Source organism: Paenibacillus sp. FSL K6-0276 (genome assembly GCF_037977235.1).
Taxonomy (GTDB): domain Bacteria; phylum Bacillota; class Bacilli; order Paenibacillales; family Paenibacillaceae; genus Paenibacillus_AQ.
This window is the reverse complement of the sequence record NZ_CP150276.1, coordinates 4794657-4809504: the sequence shown is the minus strand read 5'-3', so window position 1 is coordinate 4809504 and position 14848 is coordinate 4794657. Positions and strand designations below refer to the sequence as shown.

General features: G+C 45.3%; 15 protein-coding genes. 9 read left to right on the top strand and 6 right to left on the bottom strand.

Features of this window, described 5'->3' with window-relative positions:
- Nucleotides 1-313: 313 nt before the first annotated feature.
- Nucleotides 314-1674, bottom strand: a protein-coding gene (locus MHH52_RS22785; RefSeq protein ID WP_340003511.1) for an IS1182 family transposase whose coding sequence is annotated in 2 segments (ribosomal slippage) — nucleotides 314-1104 and nucleotides 1104-1674 — 1362 coding nt in all. Because the reading frame shifts where the segments join, the coding sequence is not laid out codon by codon here.
- A gap of 183 nt (nucleotides 1675-1857) precedes the next feature.
- Nucleotides 1858-2979, bottom strand: a complete 1122-nt coding sequence (gene mnmA / locus MHH52_RS22780; RefSeq protein WP_340009778.1) for a tRNA 2-thiouridine(34) synthase MnmA — start codon at nucleotides 2977-2979, stop codon at nucleotides 1858-1860.
- Between the two features lie 292 nt (nucleotides 2980-3271).
- Here mnmA and MHH52_RS22775 point away from each other — a divergent pair, with 292 nt between their 5' ends.
- Complete coding sequence (locus tag MHH52_RS22775) at nucleotides 3272-3691, top strand: Rrf2 family transcriptional regulator (RefSeq protein ID WP_340004561.1); 420 nt, start codon at nucleotides 3272-3274, stop codon at nucleotides 3689-3691.
- A 99-nt stretch (nucleotides 3692-3790) separates the two neighbouring features.
- Here the strand turns inward: MHH52_RS22775 and MHH52_RS22770 are convergent, their stop codons facing one another.
- Genes MHH52_RS22770 through MHH52_RS22760 form a run of 3 tightly spaced genes read right to left on the bottom strand, consistent with a single transcriptional unit; the run spans nucleotide 3791 to nucleotide 4884 of the window.
- Nucleotides 3791-3928, bottom strand: coding sequence for a hypothetical protein (locus MHH52_RS22770; protein WP_340004560.1), 138 nt, complete (start codon nucleotides 3926-3928; stop codon nucleotides 3791-3793).
- 31 nt (nucleotides 3929-3959) lie between these two features.
- The gene (locus tag MHH52_RS22765) at nucleotides 3960-4151 is read right to left on the bottom strand and encodes a hypothetical protein (protein WP_340004559.1); all 192 of its coding nucleotides are present in this window, start codon (nucleotides 4149-4151) and stop codon (nucleotides 3960-3962) included.
- Between the two features lie 52 nt (nucleotides 4152-4203).
- Nucleotides 4204-4884 (bottom strand): SOS response-associated peptidase, encoded by a 681-nt coding sequence (locus MHH52_RS22760; protein ID WP_340004558.1) that lies wholly within the window; start codon nucleotides 4882-4884, stop codon nucleotides 4204-4206.
- Between the two features lie 155 nt (nucleotides 4885-5039).
- On the opposite strand from MHH52_RS22760, the gene MHH52_RS22755 reads away from it, so the two are divergent.
- The 6 genes from MHH52_RS22755 (at nucleotide 5040) to leuS (ending at nucleotide 12056) form a co-directional block, all read left to right on the top strand.
- The gene (locus MHH52_RS22755; protein WP_340004557.1) at nucleotides 5040-5489 is read left to right on the top strand and encodes a DUF523 domain-containing protein; all 450 of its coding nucleotides are present in this window, start codon (nucleotides 5040-5042) and stop codon (nucleotides 5487-5489) included.
- 230 nt (nucleotides 5490-5719) lie between these two features.
- Complete coding sequence (locus MHH52_RS22750; RefSeq protein WP_340004556.1) at nucleotides 5720-6865, top strand: cysteine desulfurase family protein; 1146 nt, start codon at nucleotides 5720-5722, stop codon at nucleotides 6863-6865.
- Between the two features lie 99 nt (nucleotides 6866-6964).
- Nucleotides 6965-7486 (top strand): PRC-barrel domain-containing protein, encoded by a 522-nt coding sequence (locus MHH52_RS22745; RefSeq protein WP_340004555.1) that lies wholly within the window; start codon nucleotides 6965-6967, stop codon nucleotides 7484-7486.
- Nucleotides 7487-7500: 14 nt separating this feature from the next.
- Nucleotides 7501-7710: a hypothetical protein gene (locus MHH52_RS22740; protein ID WP_036677557.1), complete on the top strand. Its 210-nt coding sequence runs from the start codon at nucleotides 7501-7503 to the stop codon at nucleotides 7708-7710.
- 310 nt (nucleotides 7711-8020) lie between these two features.
- Nucleotides 8021-9088, top strand: coding sequence for an AI-2E family transporter (locus MHH52_RS22735; RefSeq protein ID WP_340004554.1), 1068 nt, complete (start codon nucleotides 8021-8023; stop codon nucleotides 9086-9088).
- Nucleotides 9089-9605: 517 nt separating this feature from the next.
- Nucleotides 9606-12056: a leucine--tRNA ligase gene (leuS, locus tag MHH52_RS22730; RefSeq protein WP_340004553.1), complete on the top strand. Its 2451-nt coding sequence runs from the start codon at nucleotides 9606-9608 to the stop codon at nucleotides 12054-12056.
- A 59-nt stretch (nucleotides 12057-12115) separates the two neighbouring features.
- Here leuS and comER read toward each other — a convergent pair whose 3' ends face one another.
- A complete protein-coding gene (gene comER / locus MHH52_RS22725) occupies nucleotides 12116-12967 on the bottom strand; it encodes a late competence protein ComER (protein ID WP_340004552.1) in 852 nt (283 codons plus the stop codon).
- A gap of 186 nt (nucleotides 12968-13153) precedes the next feature.
- Between comER and MHH52_RS22720 the strand changes: the two genes are divergently transcribed.
- Both MHH52_RS22720 and MHH52_RS22715 read left to right on the top strand, forming a co-directional pair.
- On the top strand, nucleotides 13154-13816 hold the full coding sequence (locus MHH52_RS22720) for a helix-hairpin-helix domain-containing protein (protein ID WP_340004551.1): 663 nt from the start codon (nucleotides 13154-13156) through the stop codon (nucleotides 13814-13816).
- Nucleotides 13817-13931: 115 nt separating this feature from the next.
- Nucleotides 13932-14450 (top strand): dCMP deaminase family protein, encoded by a 519-nt coding sequence (locus MHH52_RS22715; protein WP_340004550.1) that lies wholly within the window; start codon nucleotides 13932-13934, stop codon nucleotides 14448-14450.
- The last annotated feature ends 398 nt before the right edge of the window (nucleotides 14451-14848 follow it).

Sequence of the window (14848 nt, the reverse complement as noted above, 5' to 3'; positions counted from 1 at the left end):
TCTATTTGAATCGCTCTCTTGGCTATTATTCGCTTCGAGGTCAGTTAGTTGTATTTCATACAACTAAAACCTCATTTTAGGGTTGATAATGTAATATAACTGCATTTCATACATCTATTTTTGGGATGTGAAGACGAAAAAGGGATGTTGGATGATTTTAACTGTACATCATACAACTAAATCGAAAAGGGATTCTGAAAACAAGAAATAGCTGTATCAAATACAGCTCAGAGTGTCGAGAAACCCAGGTCATTTTACGACCGCGGGTTTCTTTTTAGGTTCTGGCATAAGTAGAATCGGAAAAGGGCGGGGGTTACCCCCTCTGTTCCAGGCGATCCAGGTGGATCGCCATCTTCTTCATGTTCTGCACGGCTGCCGTCATCAGTGCCTGTTCTCTGACATTCGGAAGTCCGCGCAACCGGCAATAGCGAAACCCATGGAGCTCTTTAGCATCCGCGAAGCTTCGCTCAATCGTCTCTTTTCGTTTGCGGTACAGTTGCTTGCCCGACTTACTGAGTCGGTTATTCCGCACCCATTCCTTGCTGTCCTCCCAGACGTGCCGGGTCACCACCTTTCGGTGATTTCGGGACTGAGTGCATTGGTCCAGCAATGGGCAACTCTTACAATGGTCCGGATCAGAAGCATACTGCCGGTAACCCTTTCGGTCTGTGGTCCGGTAATTCAGTTCATGACTGGCTGGACAAACATACAAATTTCGCTCGGCATCAAAGGTGAACTTCCATTTCGGAAACAATCCTTGCTTGGGATGAAATCTCCGGTGTGCAATCACCGCAAAAATCTTTCGGCTTTGTAATCCTCGACAAATCGGTGTGGTTAAGTAACCTGAATCGAGCGCAACGGCTTCAATCTTAAATCCAAAACGTTCTTGCTGACGGTCTAAACGCGACAAATATGGCACGGAATCATGAACATTGCCGGGCGTTACATGTACATCGGTAATGAGATTGTATTTGGTATCTACGGTACGGTGATCTAGATAAAAGAAGCCCTCCGGTTTGCCATCCCGGATCATATATCCACTATCTGGGTCGGTCTTGCTCACTTTAATCTCTTTCTCCTCGTTCACTTCCTCTCTTGGTTTCAGGGCTTTTTTCCATGCTCTTTCCGGTCTTCGGCCACAGCAGCGTTGAGTTCATTCACGTAATCTTTGGTGTTCTGCAGTACTTGTTGTTTGGTGTACTGGTGTTTATTCGCATTTGCTTTTACATGGGTTGAGTCGGTCACGAGAACCCGTCCACCGACCATCCGGTGCGAAATAGCCTGAAGAACAATCTCATCGAAAATGTCCTGAAAAATGTTCGTATCTTTAAATCGGGTTCGCCGGTTCCAACTAATAGTCGTATGGTCTGGAACCTTGTCGGTTAATCCCAGTCCTAAAAACCAGCGGTACGCCAAATTGGTTTGGATCTCTCGCTCCAATTGACGTTCGGAACGAATGCCGTAAAAGTATCCAAGAAAAATCATCTTAAATAAGATAACTGGATCAACAGCAGGACGTCCGTTATCTGCGCAGTACAACGGCCTAACTTTTTCATCGATAAAGGAAAAATCAATATACTTATCTACTTTTCGTAGCAAATGATCTTGAGGAACTAAATCTTCGATAGAGACAAACTCGTACGCTTGTTGTTTTTCTCGGTTGGAACGCAACATACAAATCACCATCCGTTCTATAAATAGTTACCTATATTATACAACATTAACGCGGTGTCGTGTAAAATTATTAAGACATAAAGAAGGCTGTCGAGACTTTCTCGACAGCCTGAGCTGTATCAAATACAGCTATTTCTTAGGTTTTCGTATGTTAGGGTTGATGTTGTGAGTTATAGAATACACTTAAGCTTGCGCTGAAGGAACAACCTTTTCGGCATATTCGATTGTGCCGCCACCGAGACATTGTTCGCCGAGATAGAAGACAACGGCTTGGCCAGGCGTAATCGCTTTTTGAGGAACATCAAAATCTACGTTTATCGTTCCGTCTTCCCGTGCGGTAAGGGTTACGCCCTGATCAGGCTGGCGATACCGGAATTTGGCGGTGCATTTTAGCGGCTCATGACCTAGCTCTTGCCCGTTAATCCAGTTTACACCGGAGGCAATCAGACTAGTGGAGTACAGGCTGTGATGTTTGTCTCCTTGAACTACATAAAGAATGTTGCGGCTAAGGTCTTTCTCGGCTACAAACCAAGGTTCGCCGTTACCGGAGCCACCAATGCCAAGGCCTTGGCGCTGACCCAATGTATAGTACATAAGTCCATCGTGGCGGCCTTTGATTTCTCCAGTTGCTATATCTACCATATCACCCGATTGTGCAGGGAGATACTGACTAAGGAATTCACGGAAGTTCCGTTCACCGATGAAGCAGACACCTGTGCTGTCTTTTTTCTTGGCAGTATAGAGTCCAGCTTCTTCGGCAATTCTCCGTACTTCCGGTTTCGGAAGATGACCAATCGGGAACATTGCTTTAGAGAGTTGATACTGCCCCAGCGCGTTCAAGAAATAGGTCTGGTCTTTATTGTTGTCTACACCGCGGAGCAGCTTGTACACACCATCTTCTTCTATAACACGTGCATAATGTCCAGTCGCCACATAATCGGCGCCAAGCTGAAGGGCTTTGTTCAGGAACTCTCCGAACTTGATCTCTCGGTTGCACATGACGTCTGGATTAGGCGTCCGGCCTGCCTTATATTCATCGAGAAAATAAGAAAATACTTTGTCGAAGTATTCCTTCTCGAAATTAACGGTATAGTAAGGAATATCAATCTGCTCGCATACGCGGCGAACATCCTCCGCATCGCTTTCGGCCGTACATACTCCGAATTCGTCGGTATCGTCCCAATTTTTCATGAAGATGCCGATGACGTCATAGCCCTGCTGCTTGAGCAGAAGCGCCGTGACGGAGGAATCGACCCCTCCGGACATGCCGACGACGACACGGGTGTCTTGTTTTGCTTTTGTCATCGTAATCACCATTTCTGTACCCAAAATACCGGTCATTCATGGAACACCCGGCTCAAAATGTATTATAACATACCTGTCTACTGTAAACCCTAAAATAAGAGGCAGAGAATAGAAAAATGTCCACCAGGGGTGAACATTCTTGCAAAATGTTTCGTTTGCCATTTCATTTGTGACTTCGAATATGATAACATAAACTAAGAGTAATCATCGGAATACCTTGATATGACAAACGCATGACTTACCAAATCAATAGTATACAATAACTAGAAACTAAACCGAAAGAGGTGCCCCTTTGAAAATATCAACCAAAGGACGTTACGGACTAACAATTATGATGGAGCTTGCACTGAAATTTGGTGAAGGACCGACCTCACTTAAGAGTATCGCTGAGAAAAATGGACTTTCCGAGCATTATCTGGAGCAACTAATTGCTCCTCTGCGTAACGCAGGACTTGTAAAAAGTATTCGTGGTGCATACGGTGGATACATTTTATCATGTGAGGCCAGTGCTATCACAGCGGGTGACATCATTCGTGTACTGGAGGGTCCGATTTCTCCAGTTGATTTCACTGAAGAAGACGATGCGGCAAAACGCGATTTATGGTTGCGTATTCGCGACAGCATTGCTGATGTACTGGATTCCACAACACTTCATGACTTGATTAATTTTAAAGAAGAGAGCTTGGAAGATAACTATATGTTCTATATCTAGGGGATTCTGAGAAGGTTATATCTCAGCTTACCCACACCAAAAAGTCTATTGCCCAATCCAAATCACAGGCAATAGACTTTTTTATTATGTGACAGCCAATCATGTAATGACTACATCGGAATAATGCATGATCCAATGCTGTGGGCCAGGATCAGGACGAATGGTGAGTGGCATATGCTGACAGATTTCTACAGATGTATCATCAATTGATGGGACGCAGGATTGATATCGAGACATGATCTTCGTAAAAACGACCCCTAGAATCCGCCTAAGCGCCGCTATACAATTCGTAAGCCTGCAGAGGTACGGCATACATATTATCTGCTTTCCCAATGCTATACGTTTCGGCTGGAACAAAACCATATCTACTGTAATAATCCGGATCAAAGGCTTCTCTGGTTAATTGTTCAACAGCTGTATAGTCTGATGGTTCTTCCAATCTTAATTGTAGATTCTCCATTTATTTTATTCCTCCCTCCATGCCTTTTTTGGTTTATTTAATAAAGCCTACTTTATACTGCATTATCTTTAGCTTTAATTAATTCCTTCGTATCATTGCGAACATTTCCCACTGCAGTGGAAACCGGATAGGCTCTCATTTGATTTTGATCATACGGTTTAAGAAGCTTCATTAGCGAGGTCGCGTCCTGATTATCCCGACTCAGCCATTCTGCCTCATCCTCAGGTTTCAAAATAACCGGCATGCGGTTATGAATTTCAGCCATAAGATCGTTCGGAGTAGTAGTTATAATAGTGCAGGTACTTAGTTTATTCCCTTCCGGGTCCATCCGAATATCATACAATCCGGCCATGGAGAAAATACCCCCATCGTGCATCACGATTCGCATGGGTTGTTTGTTGCTGCCCTGCACCTTCCATTCGTAGAATCCATCAGATGGGAGGATGCAGCGTCGTGAGCTTACTAATCGCTTGAAAGAAGGCTTTTCTAGCAGTGATTCTGCCCGGGCGTTGATCATTTTACTGCCGATTTTGTCATCTTTGGCCCATGAAGGAACCAGACCCCAGCGCAGTTCTCCAAGCTTATTGCTGGAACCTGTGTTAATGACTGCCGGAATTTGCTGCATGGGTGCAGCGTTATATTTTGGGGCGTAGTGGACAATGGTTGAATCATTCGCAAAATATCTGACCATCAACTCTTCCATAGTGACGGTTATTGTATAACGTCCGCACATTATTTACACTCCCCATTCAGTAGATTGAAGTTCGCTCAGTTTACAGCTTAAATTCAGCATGTTATGCTCGAAATATTTCTTAGCTTGTACGGCTATTGATTGCCTGCGTTTTATTATAAACGAAGCGGAATGAATGAAGAAAGAGGTGCTCATTGGTGATTCTGGTAAGCTCTTGTCTAGCTGGCATGAAGGTAAGATATAATGGAACGGATTGTTTGGACGAAACGATCCAGAACCTTTTGAATGAGAATAAAGCCATTGCAGTGTGTCCGGAATTACTAGGGGGTTTCTCTACGCCAAGAGAGCCAGCAGAAATCATCGGTGGGAATGGTGAGGATGTGCTGGCAGGAACGGCTAAAGTAGTGGATCGTTCAGGTACAGATGTTACAGGTATGTATTTAGAGGGTGCATATATCACGCTTGCAAAAGCCCGAGAGGTCTCAGCTACGATGGTAGTGCTTAAAGAAAACAGTCCTTCATGCGTCAGCGCCATGATTTATAATGGGGAATTCAAGGGGAAGAAAATAGCTGGAAATGGCGTTACTACAGCTTTACTTCGAAAAAATGGCATAAAGGTAACCTCTGAAGAGAATTGGCTATTATAATCCTAGCTTTCATAGGGAAATGATTACAATATTGTGTTCTTTCGCTTGTGGAAAACTCACTTCTCGCGCGGTATAATTTAATAGTTCCAAGTATAAACGTCTTCGGCGTCCTTATAAGGACGGTTAGCGTTTAAGCGAGAAATATAAGGATAATGTATAACGTGAAACTTATACCTTCTTATATTTTTAGAAGAACTAGTTTCCTATACTCTAGAAGCGGAGAAATGAATATGAAATCCATCTATTTGGACCACGCCGCATCAACCCCGGTTCATCCCGAAGTGGCTAAGGTCATGTTGAATATAATGACAGAACAATACGGAAATGCGTCTAGTGTACATCAGTTCGGGCGTTCAGCTAAAAGAATATTGAATGAGGCGCGCGATAATATCGCCGCCTTTTTGGGCTGCGCACCTGAAGAGTGGGTGTTCACTGGAGGCGGCACAGAGAGTGACAATTTAGCGCTCTATGGAGCGGCACCTGCAGTTTCCCATAAAGGAAAACACATTATCACCACCCAGATCGAGCATCATGCAGTGTTACATACCTGCGAAGAGCTAGAGAAGGAAGGTTTCAAAGTAACCTATCTTCCTGCGGATTCGACGGGCAGGGTAACCGTCACAGACGTAGAGGCAGCGTTGCAGGAAGACACGGTGTTGATCAGCGTAATGTATGCCAATAATGAAGTAGGCACCGTTCAGCCCATTCAGGAGATTGGTCTGCTCGCTAGAGAACGGGGAATTCTGTTCCATGTAGATGCTGTACAAGCCCTTGGTGCCCTTCCGATTACATTACGGGAGCTTCCAGTAGATTACATGAGCTTTACCGCTCATAAGATCTATGGGCCTCAAGGGATAGGGGGGCTATACGTTCGAAGTGGAGCACCGCTACATCCAAGACTTCATGGCGGCCTTCAGGAGCGTGGCAGACGTGCCGGAACAGAGAATCTAGCCGGAGCTGCTGGATTTGCCAAAGCCGTTGAAATAGCGGTTACGGGTCTTTCAGAACGTCAACAGAATGTGAGGCTCCTGCGCAATAGACTACTCGAGGAACTGGATACTCTGATTGGGCGGGAGAGTTATTCGCTTAACGGTAATCCTGAGCATTTTTTGCCTAGTATTCTGAATTTGAGCTTCCCAGTGGCTGGAACAGATGTTATGTTGATGAACCTGGATATGGAGGGAATTGCGGCTGCGAGTGGGTCGGCTTGCACGTCAGGATCACTGGAAATATCTCATGTTCTGAAAGCAATGGGACTTCCCAAAAATATTTTAGAGTCCGCGATTCGATTTAGTATCGGTTTGGGTAATACTACTGAAGAAATCGAGTACGTTGCTCGAAAAGTTGAAACCATTTTGAATCGGCTACGTAAATGAGACTAGTTACTCTAGGTTTCGATCTGTATCGGGGCGATTCGGGCTTTTGGCTTTCTGAGAACTCGTAAGTACACTCAAAGTGAGGGGACCGAGGCAGCCATGAGACTTCAAGATCTGATCGGCTTGGCTGTATATGAAGTTGAAGAGGGGAATGCAATCGGCAAGATTGTCGATATACTACTCGATTCAAACTGGAACATTACGGGTATTGAACTGGAAAGCAAATCTTTTTTTGGTGGCCATGTGAAATTTGTGGCATGGAAAGATATTGTGGCCTACGGCGAGGATGCTGTCATGATTCGTAGTAAAGAGTCGATTGATAAGACAGATGCCGATCATATACCTTGTACTTTTCTATTAGGAAAGTACAAACTTAAGGATTTGAAAGTACTAACTACAACTGGAACTATACTTGGACGAATATCTGATGTTTATTTTGACCAAAAGTTGGGAAACACAATAGGAGCGCTGGAAATCAGTGACGGGCTTGTGACTGATTTGATCGAAGGCCGCAAATGGCTGCCTTGTTCTGACGAGATGTCCATTGGTGAGAATGCTTTAATGGTTCCTGCGATGAGCGAAGAACGGCTACAAAAAGCCATTAATATTGTTAACGGATAGGTGGAATGTATTATATGAAGTGTCCAAACTGCAACTCCAAAGATATCGGAAAGATCGGTTCCCACCAGTTCTATTGCTGGGGCTGTTTCATCGAATTGACGGTAAACGGCGAGAAAATGTCGGTTTATCAGGTTGAAGAAGACGGCACACTCAGTTCGCTAGACGATCTGTTCTCCGGGGATGATATGACTCAGGATTTCCCGCAAATTCATGCATCGTCATAACTATGAATCTTGCTTTGTAAGCGAGACTGATCTATGTACTTAAGCGTCAATTTCCTTTCAGCTGAAATCAGCTGCAGGGTTATTGGCGCTTTTTTTGGGGCTCCCCGCAAAGTACCTGAATCAGTATCGAAGCAAAGGCCTCACTTTGTGGGGTTATTTTGGGGGCTCCCCGCAAAGTACCTGAATCAGCATCGAAGCAAAGGCCTCACTTTGTGGGGTTATTTTGTGTGCTTGATGGTTATTTTGCTGCGGTCATACATATACTTATTTACGAAGCTAGTCCAGGCTATAGCCGCAGGAGGGTACACTCATGGAGCAATGGTCCCAAAGTAAGTGGTTCCGCTGGATGATCGGAGTGCTGCTCTCCCTGATCATTTTGTATTTTGTTTGGTTGCTTCGTCCGATGCTGCAGGGGATATTTGTATTCTTAAAGGCAATCCTCGCTCCATTTCTGGCAGCTATGATTATTTCCTATGTGCTGAATCCCGTCGTTAGTATGTTGGCAGGACGGAAGATGCCGCGAAGTGTAGCTGTTCTGCTTATATATGCAGTGTTTCTAACGGCGCTTGCAGTGATCGCTATCAACCTTATCCCTATGTTTATCGAGCAGCTTGAAGAGTTAAATGAACACTTGCCAGAGATGACGCTACAAGCCCAAGGGCTGATGCGCCATATGAATTCAAGACTCATACCGCCCGGGGTCGAGATGGGGATGAACAACTGGTTTTTTCAACTGGAGAATCGTCTCGCAGAAGGGATTTCTAATTTTCTCGATAATATAGGAACAACGATTAACGTGCTGTTCAATGCTTTTATCGTGCCGTTTCTAGTGTTCTATATTCTGAAGGATTTTGACGTGTTTGAACGAACGGTGGTCTCTTGTCTGCCCCGCGCACGCCGTAAGTCTATTGTTACCTTGTTAAAAGATATCGATGATGCACTCGGCAACTACATTCGTGGACAGTTTCTGGTCTGCATTATCATAGGCGTGCTTGCTTATATCGGTTATGCTATCATCGGAATGCCTTATGCCTTATTGTTCGCCAGTGTGGTGGCGGTGTTCAATATTGTTCCGTATATGGGTCCCTTTCTGGGGGCTGCGCCAGCCATTGTGATGGCTTCGACAGTCTCGTTTCGTTTAGTTCTACTGGTTGCAGTGGTGAACACTGTGTGCCAAATCGTGGAGAGTAATATTATTTCTCCTCAGGTAGTGGGGAAGAAGCTGCATTTGCATCCGCTGCTCATTATCTTTGCACTTCTTGTCGGTGGGGAATTGGCGGGAATGATTGGACTTATCCTTGCTGTACCGTTCTTCGCAGCTGCAAAAGTCGTTATTCAACACTTTATGACGTATTTAATCAAACGAAAGCCCGTGTAAAAAGGGTAAAACATTGACTATAGTCAACAGTTTTGTATATAATGTTGGGGAATATTACTGATGAACAATCAGTATATATAGTTGATCGATGATGAGGAGTATTAATTCTATACCGTTATTGCAGAGAGCCGGCACTAAGGTGCGAGCCGGTTAACGGAACGGAGTGAACTCACCTCGGAGTAACGGCGCAAGTTTCAGGATATCCAATAGTCATAATGGATGTCCTCGAGTAAACCGCCGTCGCCTCACCCCCGCTAAAGGGTGCAAAGTGAGTGGCAGAATAAAGTATATTCAGCCGCTAACTAGGGTGGTACCACGGGAATTATAACCTCTCGTCCCTAGCGATAATACGCTAGGGATGGGAGGTTTTTTTGTAAATATAAGAGAGTATATGTTTCACGCAATACTTCATGTCTTATATTTCTCGCATAAACGCTTACCGTCCTTATAAGGATGTCGAAGGCGTTTATGCTTGGTTAAGAAATCTAAGTAGTAACACTCCAAGGAGGAGCAGACAATGAGCGACAATCAAACAAACAGTATACCCGCCGGTGGTTACCAAGCGCAGACTATTGAGCCCAAGTGGCAAAAGTTCTGGGATGAGAACAAAAGTTTCAAGACAGGTGAGGATCCAACCAAACCGAATTTCTATGCACTGGATATGTTCCCGTACCCTTCAGGTGCAGGACTGCACGTAGGTCATCCAGAAGGTTACACAGCAACGGATATCGTATCCCGCTACAAACGGATGCGTGGTTATAACGTGCTGCACCCGATGGGCTGGGATGCTTTTGGACTTCCAGCAGAGCAGTATGCGATGGATACGGGTCAGCATCCACGTGATTTTACGGATAAGAACATCGATAATTTCCGTCGTCAGATCAAATCGCTTGGTTTCTCCTACGATTGGGACCGCGAGATCAGCACGACTGATCCAGATTATTACAAATGGACGCAGTGGATTTTCATCCAGTTGTACAACAAGGGACTGGCTTATGTAGCTGAAGTACCAGTGAACTGGTGTGAGGCACTGGGTACAGTACTTGCCAACGAAGAAGTTATTGACGGTAAAAGTGAGCGTGGAGGACATCCAGTTGTTCGCAAACCAATGCGTCAATGGATTCTGAGAATTACTGAATACGCTGAACGTCTGCTGGAAGATCTGGAAGAGCTGGATTGGTCCGAAAGTATCAAGGATATGCAGCGCAACTGGATCGGAAAATCAACAGGCGCAGAAGTGAACTTTGGAATTGAAGGTCACAATGCTAGCTTGACGGTGTTTACAACACGCCCAGATACATTGTTCGGAGCAAGCTACTGCGTATTAGCACCAGAGCATGAACTGGTAGATGCCATTACAACAGAAGCTCAGCGTGCAGCTATTGCAGAATATCGCGTTAAAGCTTCCCATAAGAGCGATCTTGAACGTACAGATTTGGCCAAAGAGAAGACTGGTGTCTTCACTGGTGCGTATGCAATCAATCCTGTGAATGGCGCTAAAGCGCCGATCTGGATTGCAGATTATGTACTTGCCGGATACGGAACGGGAGCGATCATGGCGGTTCCAGGTCACGATGCTCGCGACTGGGAATTTGCGAAACAATTCGGCCTGAATATCGTGGAAGTCGTTCAAGGTGGTAACGTTGAAGAAGAGGCTTATTCCGGAGATGGACCGCATGTCAATTCTGAATTCTTGAATGGACTTATGAATGAAGAAGCGATTGCGAAGATGATTCCTTGGCTGGAAGAGAAAGGCGTAGGTAAAGGAAAAGTTACTTATCGTCTGCGTGACTGGCTGTTCAGCCGTCAACGCTACTGGGGAGAGCCGATTCCGATTCTGCATCTGGAAGATGGTACAATGAAGACTGTTCCAGTTGACCAACTGCCGCTGGTACTGCCTGATGTAGATGCCATCAAACCTTCGGGTACAGGAGAATCTCCACTTGCAAATGTAACCGAGTGGGTGGAAACTATCGATCCAGAGACAGGCATGAAAGCTCGTCGTGAGACGAACACAATGCCACAATGGGCAGGTAGCTGCTGGTACTATCTGCGTTATATTGATCCGAAAAACAATCAAGAGCTGTGCTCCCCAGAGAAGCAAAAAGCATGGCTTCCAGTGGATCTATACATTGGCGGAGCGGAGCATGCAGTACTTCACTTGCTCTATGCACGTTTCTGGCACAAGGTGCTTTATGATATCGGCGTAGTGGAAACGAAAGAGCCTTTCCATAAGCTGGTTAACCAAGGCATGATTCTTGGAAATAACAATGAAAAAATGAGTAAATCACGCGGAAATGTCATCAACCCTGATGAGATTGTTGAAGCTTTCGGTGCGGATACACTGCGTGTCTATGAAATGTTTATGGGTCCTCTGGAAGCAACCAAGCCTTGGAATGAAAAGGGTGTTGAAGGGGTTCACCGTTTCTTGTCCCGTATATGGCGCCTGTTCGTGAATGAGGAAGGTAAGCTCAATTCCAAAATCACAGCAGATGGCGGTACGGATGAGTTCAAACGTACTTGGCACAAAACGATTAAGAAAGTCACCGAGGATTTCGAGCATCTGCGTTTCAATACGGCGATTAGCCAGTTGATGATCTTTATTAACGATGCTTATAAGCAAGAAACTTTGTCCCAAGAAGCTGCGGAACACTTCGTACAAATGTTGTCACCACTGGCGCCACACATCGCTGAAGAGCTGTGGCAGCTGCTTGGTCATGAAGGAAGTATTAGCTACGTGGCTTGGCCAACTTATGATGAAGCATGGACGGTAGATGCTGAGGTTGAAATCGTTATTCAGGTTAATGGTAAAATCGTACAACGCGCATTGATTCCGCTGGATATGGGTCAGGAAGAAATGCAAGCTCATGCGCTGTCACTCCCTAATGTGAGTGCAGCTGTAGAAGGTAAAACCGTACGCAAGATTATTGCGGTTCCTGGCAAGCTTGTAAATATTGTAGTGGGTTAAGCGAAGAACGCAATTCTGCCCGCAGCAACGGAGTAATCCGTGCTGCGGGCTTTGTTGTTCTAACGCTCTTTAGGACCCTGATTAATAGTGTCATGTCCGAATAGTTCATCAAGCTTAATGACATCCTCATCATATTTATCATGCGTAGTCGTGATGAGGCGTTCAAATACACCTTCTAGACTGGTACGCAAGTGGTTTAGCGCTTCTGCGGTAATGCCCCCGCGAACAGCGACCCGATCTTGAAGTTCTTGGGGGGTAAACTCCCCTTCTGTCAGCAATTTGCCTGTTCCAAGCAGCATTTCACCAGCGAGTCGGCTGATTAATGTCTCTTCAATTCCGGTGGCCTCTACTGCTGCTTCAATCCAGCGCTCAATGAAATAGCTTAAGAACGCAGGTCCACAGCTGGAGAAATCAGAAGCGATTCGGGTATGTGCTTCTTGGATTTCCAAGGGAACACCTATGAAAGACAACAGCTGTAGCAGTACAAGCCTGTCTTCTTTATTAAGCCTGCTGCCAAATATGCACAGTGAAGTCCCACTTTTGACGCAGTGCGTGATGCTTGGGATGATCTTGGCAATCTTGGACGGCAAAGCGGATTCCAGATGATGCAATTGAACTGGACTTGTAATAGATACGACGATTTGCTCACTCCGGAGACATGAGCTGATCTCATCTGTTAAGGTTTTAAATTCAAGTGGCTTTACGCATAAAAAAACGATATCACTTCCTAACGCTGTATCCCTATTGCTTCCGCAAATGGAAATGCCGGGGTGACGCTTTTCAAGCTCCAGCAGCTTGTTCAGGCTGCGGTTGCTGGCAAGTACATCACACGGTTCTAGCGCTCCGGAAGAAAGAAAGGCGTCGATCAGCAGGCTGCCCATGCTGCCTGTTCCGATAAATCCTACTTTCACCTGTGGTTCCTCCTTTCTAGCGTTGCTTTTTACTAACTGACATGAATTCTCTTCGTTATATGTATGCAAGATAGCCTTGGACAAATGACAGGTTTTGTATGAATTATTAAAGGGGATTCCAAATAAAGGAATGTATGAAGATTCACAAAAAAGAATAGGACGAATTTTTCTGAGGAGGAGCGCATTTTGAATAAAGGGAGTATAGTGCTCGGAGTAGCTGTAGCTTTACTGGGTGGTGGACTGCTATGGTCGTCAGGGAGTAAGGGGGATTCCGGCATTGCCGGATGGGAAACCTTGAATGCAAGCATGGAACAAGCGATTGGAGTCGCTGAGCCTGGTGAAACCTCAGCAGCAGAGGGCAGTGAGGGAAGTCAACAGACGAAGGATGATAAGCAAAGTGCTGGGAAAGATGCAGTTCGGACTGTAGCTGCTGGGAAGACTGATGCTTCTGGGAAGGCTGAAGACGCTCAGAAGGTTAAGGATGCTGCACAAACAGAACAAGTTGTCCAAACTCCAGTAGATGAAAAGGGTACGGCAGTCGCTGGACAGAATGCTGGGGGAGAGCGAACGAAGGCAGGAGGCCAAACGCCTGCTGGGGATAAATCAGTTGAGGCTGCAGGGGCGCTGGAAGTATCCGCATCAGTTGCTTCACAGGAAGGTAAAATCAATGTGAACACAGCGGGTGCTAAGGAACTGATGGATCTCCCAGGCATCGGAGAGAAGAAAGCTCAAGCTATGATCGATTACCGAAATCGCGAGGGGGCTTTTCGCAGCCTGTCTGATTTGGGGAAGGTAAAGGGAATAGGACCTAAAATGCTGGAGAAGTTAAAGCCGTTAGTAATATTCTGACGATAAAAAGGTATCGAAAGTGCTGTTGGATGTACTACAACCGTTGTCCTAGTGAAAACTTGCGGGGATGTGCTACAATAGTTAACAACTATTTAGAAGGATATGGAGATTGATTATGACTGCTACCTATCGCAAAGACTGGGATACTTATTTCATGGACATTGCCTGCATGGTCTCAACTCGTTCACGCTGCAATCGTCGACATGTAGGTGCTGTACTGGTACAAGGCAAGAAGCTACTTGGTACCGCGTACAACGGGGCGCCAATGGGCGTACCTGATTGCTCGGAGGCAGGTTGTATGCTTTCGGAGCAATATGAGATGGAGATCGTTGATGGCTTAGAGACTATGGTGAAGAAACAGCGCTGTATTCGCACGATTCATGCGGAACAGAATCTTTTGCTATTTACAGACCGGAGCGACCGGGAAGGAAGTACTGTCTACGTGACGGATGAACCTTGCTGGACATGCGCTAATATGCTGGCGAACAGTGGAATAGTGGAAATCGTGTATTACCGACCTTACCGTAAGGATATGGAAAAGGTTGAAGCGATGATGGCTGCCAAGGGCATCATATTTCGCCAATTGGAAAATTATGAGCCGCCAAGTGAAACGATGATCAAAGTGTCGGAATAGCTGTACTGTACAACACCAATTTAATAAGATAACTTGAGGAAGAACCTCTCGTGCGCTTTTATGGCGTATGCAGAGGTTCTTTTTTTTCGTAAATGAAAGGATCGATCAAAGAAGGACGCAAGAATAAGTAGCACGGTGTAGCTCAAAGATGCTGTTGGTTTGATGGTTGACTAAGCAGTAATGATAACCGGTGAATAAACCTGCAATAGTACATCTTTTACTGATACGAGGAGGGGAAAAACAAGAATTCCTGCAAATCTGCAGTTATTTTTGCTCCAGAAGAAGTCAGCGAACCATAAGTGAGGATATACCTGTATATTTGCAGTTTTTGGACTTCATGAAGAGGATATCTGTTCAAAAAGCTGCACATTGGCAGGCTTTCTCTAGTCCGGCGAAAG

Excerpts from the sequence above, each read along its gene's own strand:
- MHH52_RS22715 (WP_340004550.1), top strand. The coding sequence starts at position 13,932 with ATGACTGCTACCTATCGCAAAGACTGGGATACTTATTTCATGGACATT.
- MHH52_RS22750 (WP_340004556.1), top strand. The coding sequence starts at position 5,720 with ATGAAATCCATCTATTTGGACCACGCCGCATCAACCCCGGTTCATCCC.
- MHH52_RS22740 (WP_036677557.1), top strand. The coding sequence starts at position 7,501 with ATGAAGTGTCCAAACTGCAACTCCAAAGATATCGGAAAGATCGGTTCC.
- MHH52_RS22745 (WP_340004555.1), top strand. The coding sequence starts at position 6,965 with ATGAGACTTCAAGATCTGATCGGCTTGGCTGTATATGAAGTTGAAGAG.
- MHH52_RS22760 (WP_340004558.1), bottom strand. The coding sequence starts at position 4,884 with ATGTGCGGACGTTATACAATAACCGTCACTATGGAAGAGTTGATGGTC.
- mnmA (WP_340009778.1), bottom strand. The coding sequence starts at position 2,979 with ATGACAAAAGCAAAACAAGACACCCGTGTCGTCGTCGGCATGTCCGGA.
- MHH52_RS22765 (WP_340004559.1), bottom strand. The coding sequence starts at position 4,151 with ATGGAGAATCTACAATTAAGATTGGAAGAACCATCAGACTATACAGCT.
- leuS (WP_340004553.1), top strand. The coding sequence starts at position 9,606 with ATGAGCGACAATCAAACAAACAGTATACCCGCCGGTGGTTACCAAGCG.
- MHH52_RS22770 (WP_340004560.1), bottom strand. The coding sequence starts at position 3,928 with ATGTCTCGATATCAATCCTGCGTCCCATCAATTGATGATACATCTGTA.
- MHH52_RS22735 (WP_340004554.1), top strand. The coding sequence starts at position 8,021 with ATGGAGCAATGGTCCCAAAGTAAGTGGTTCCGCTGGATGATCGGAGTG.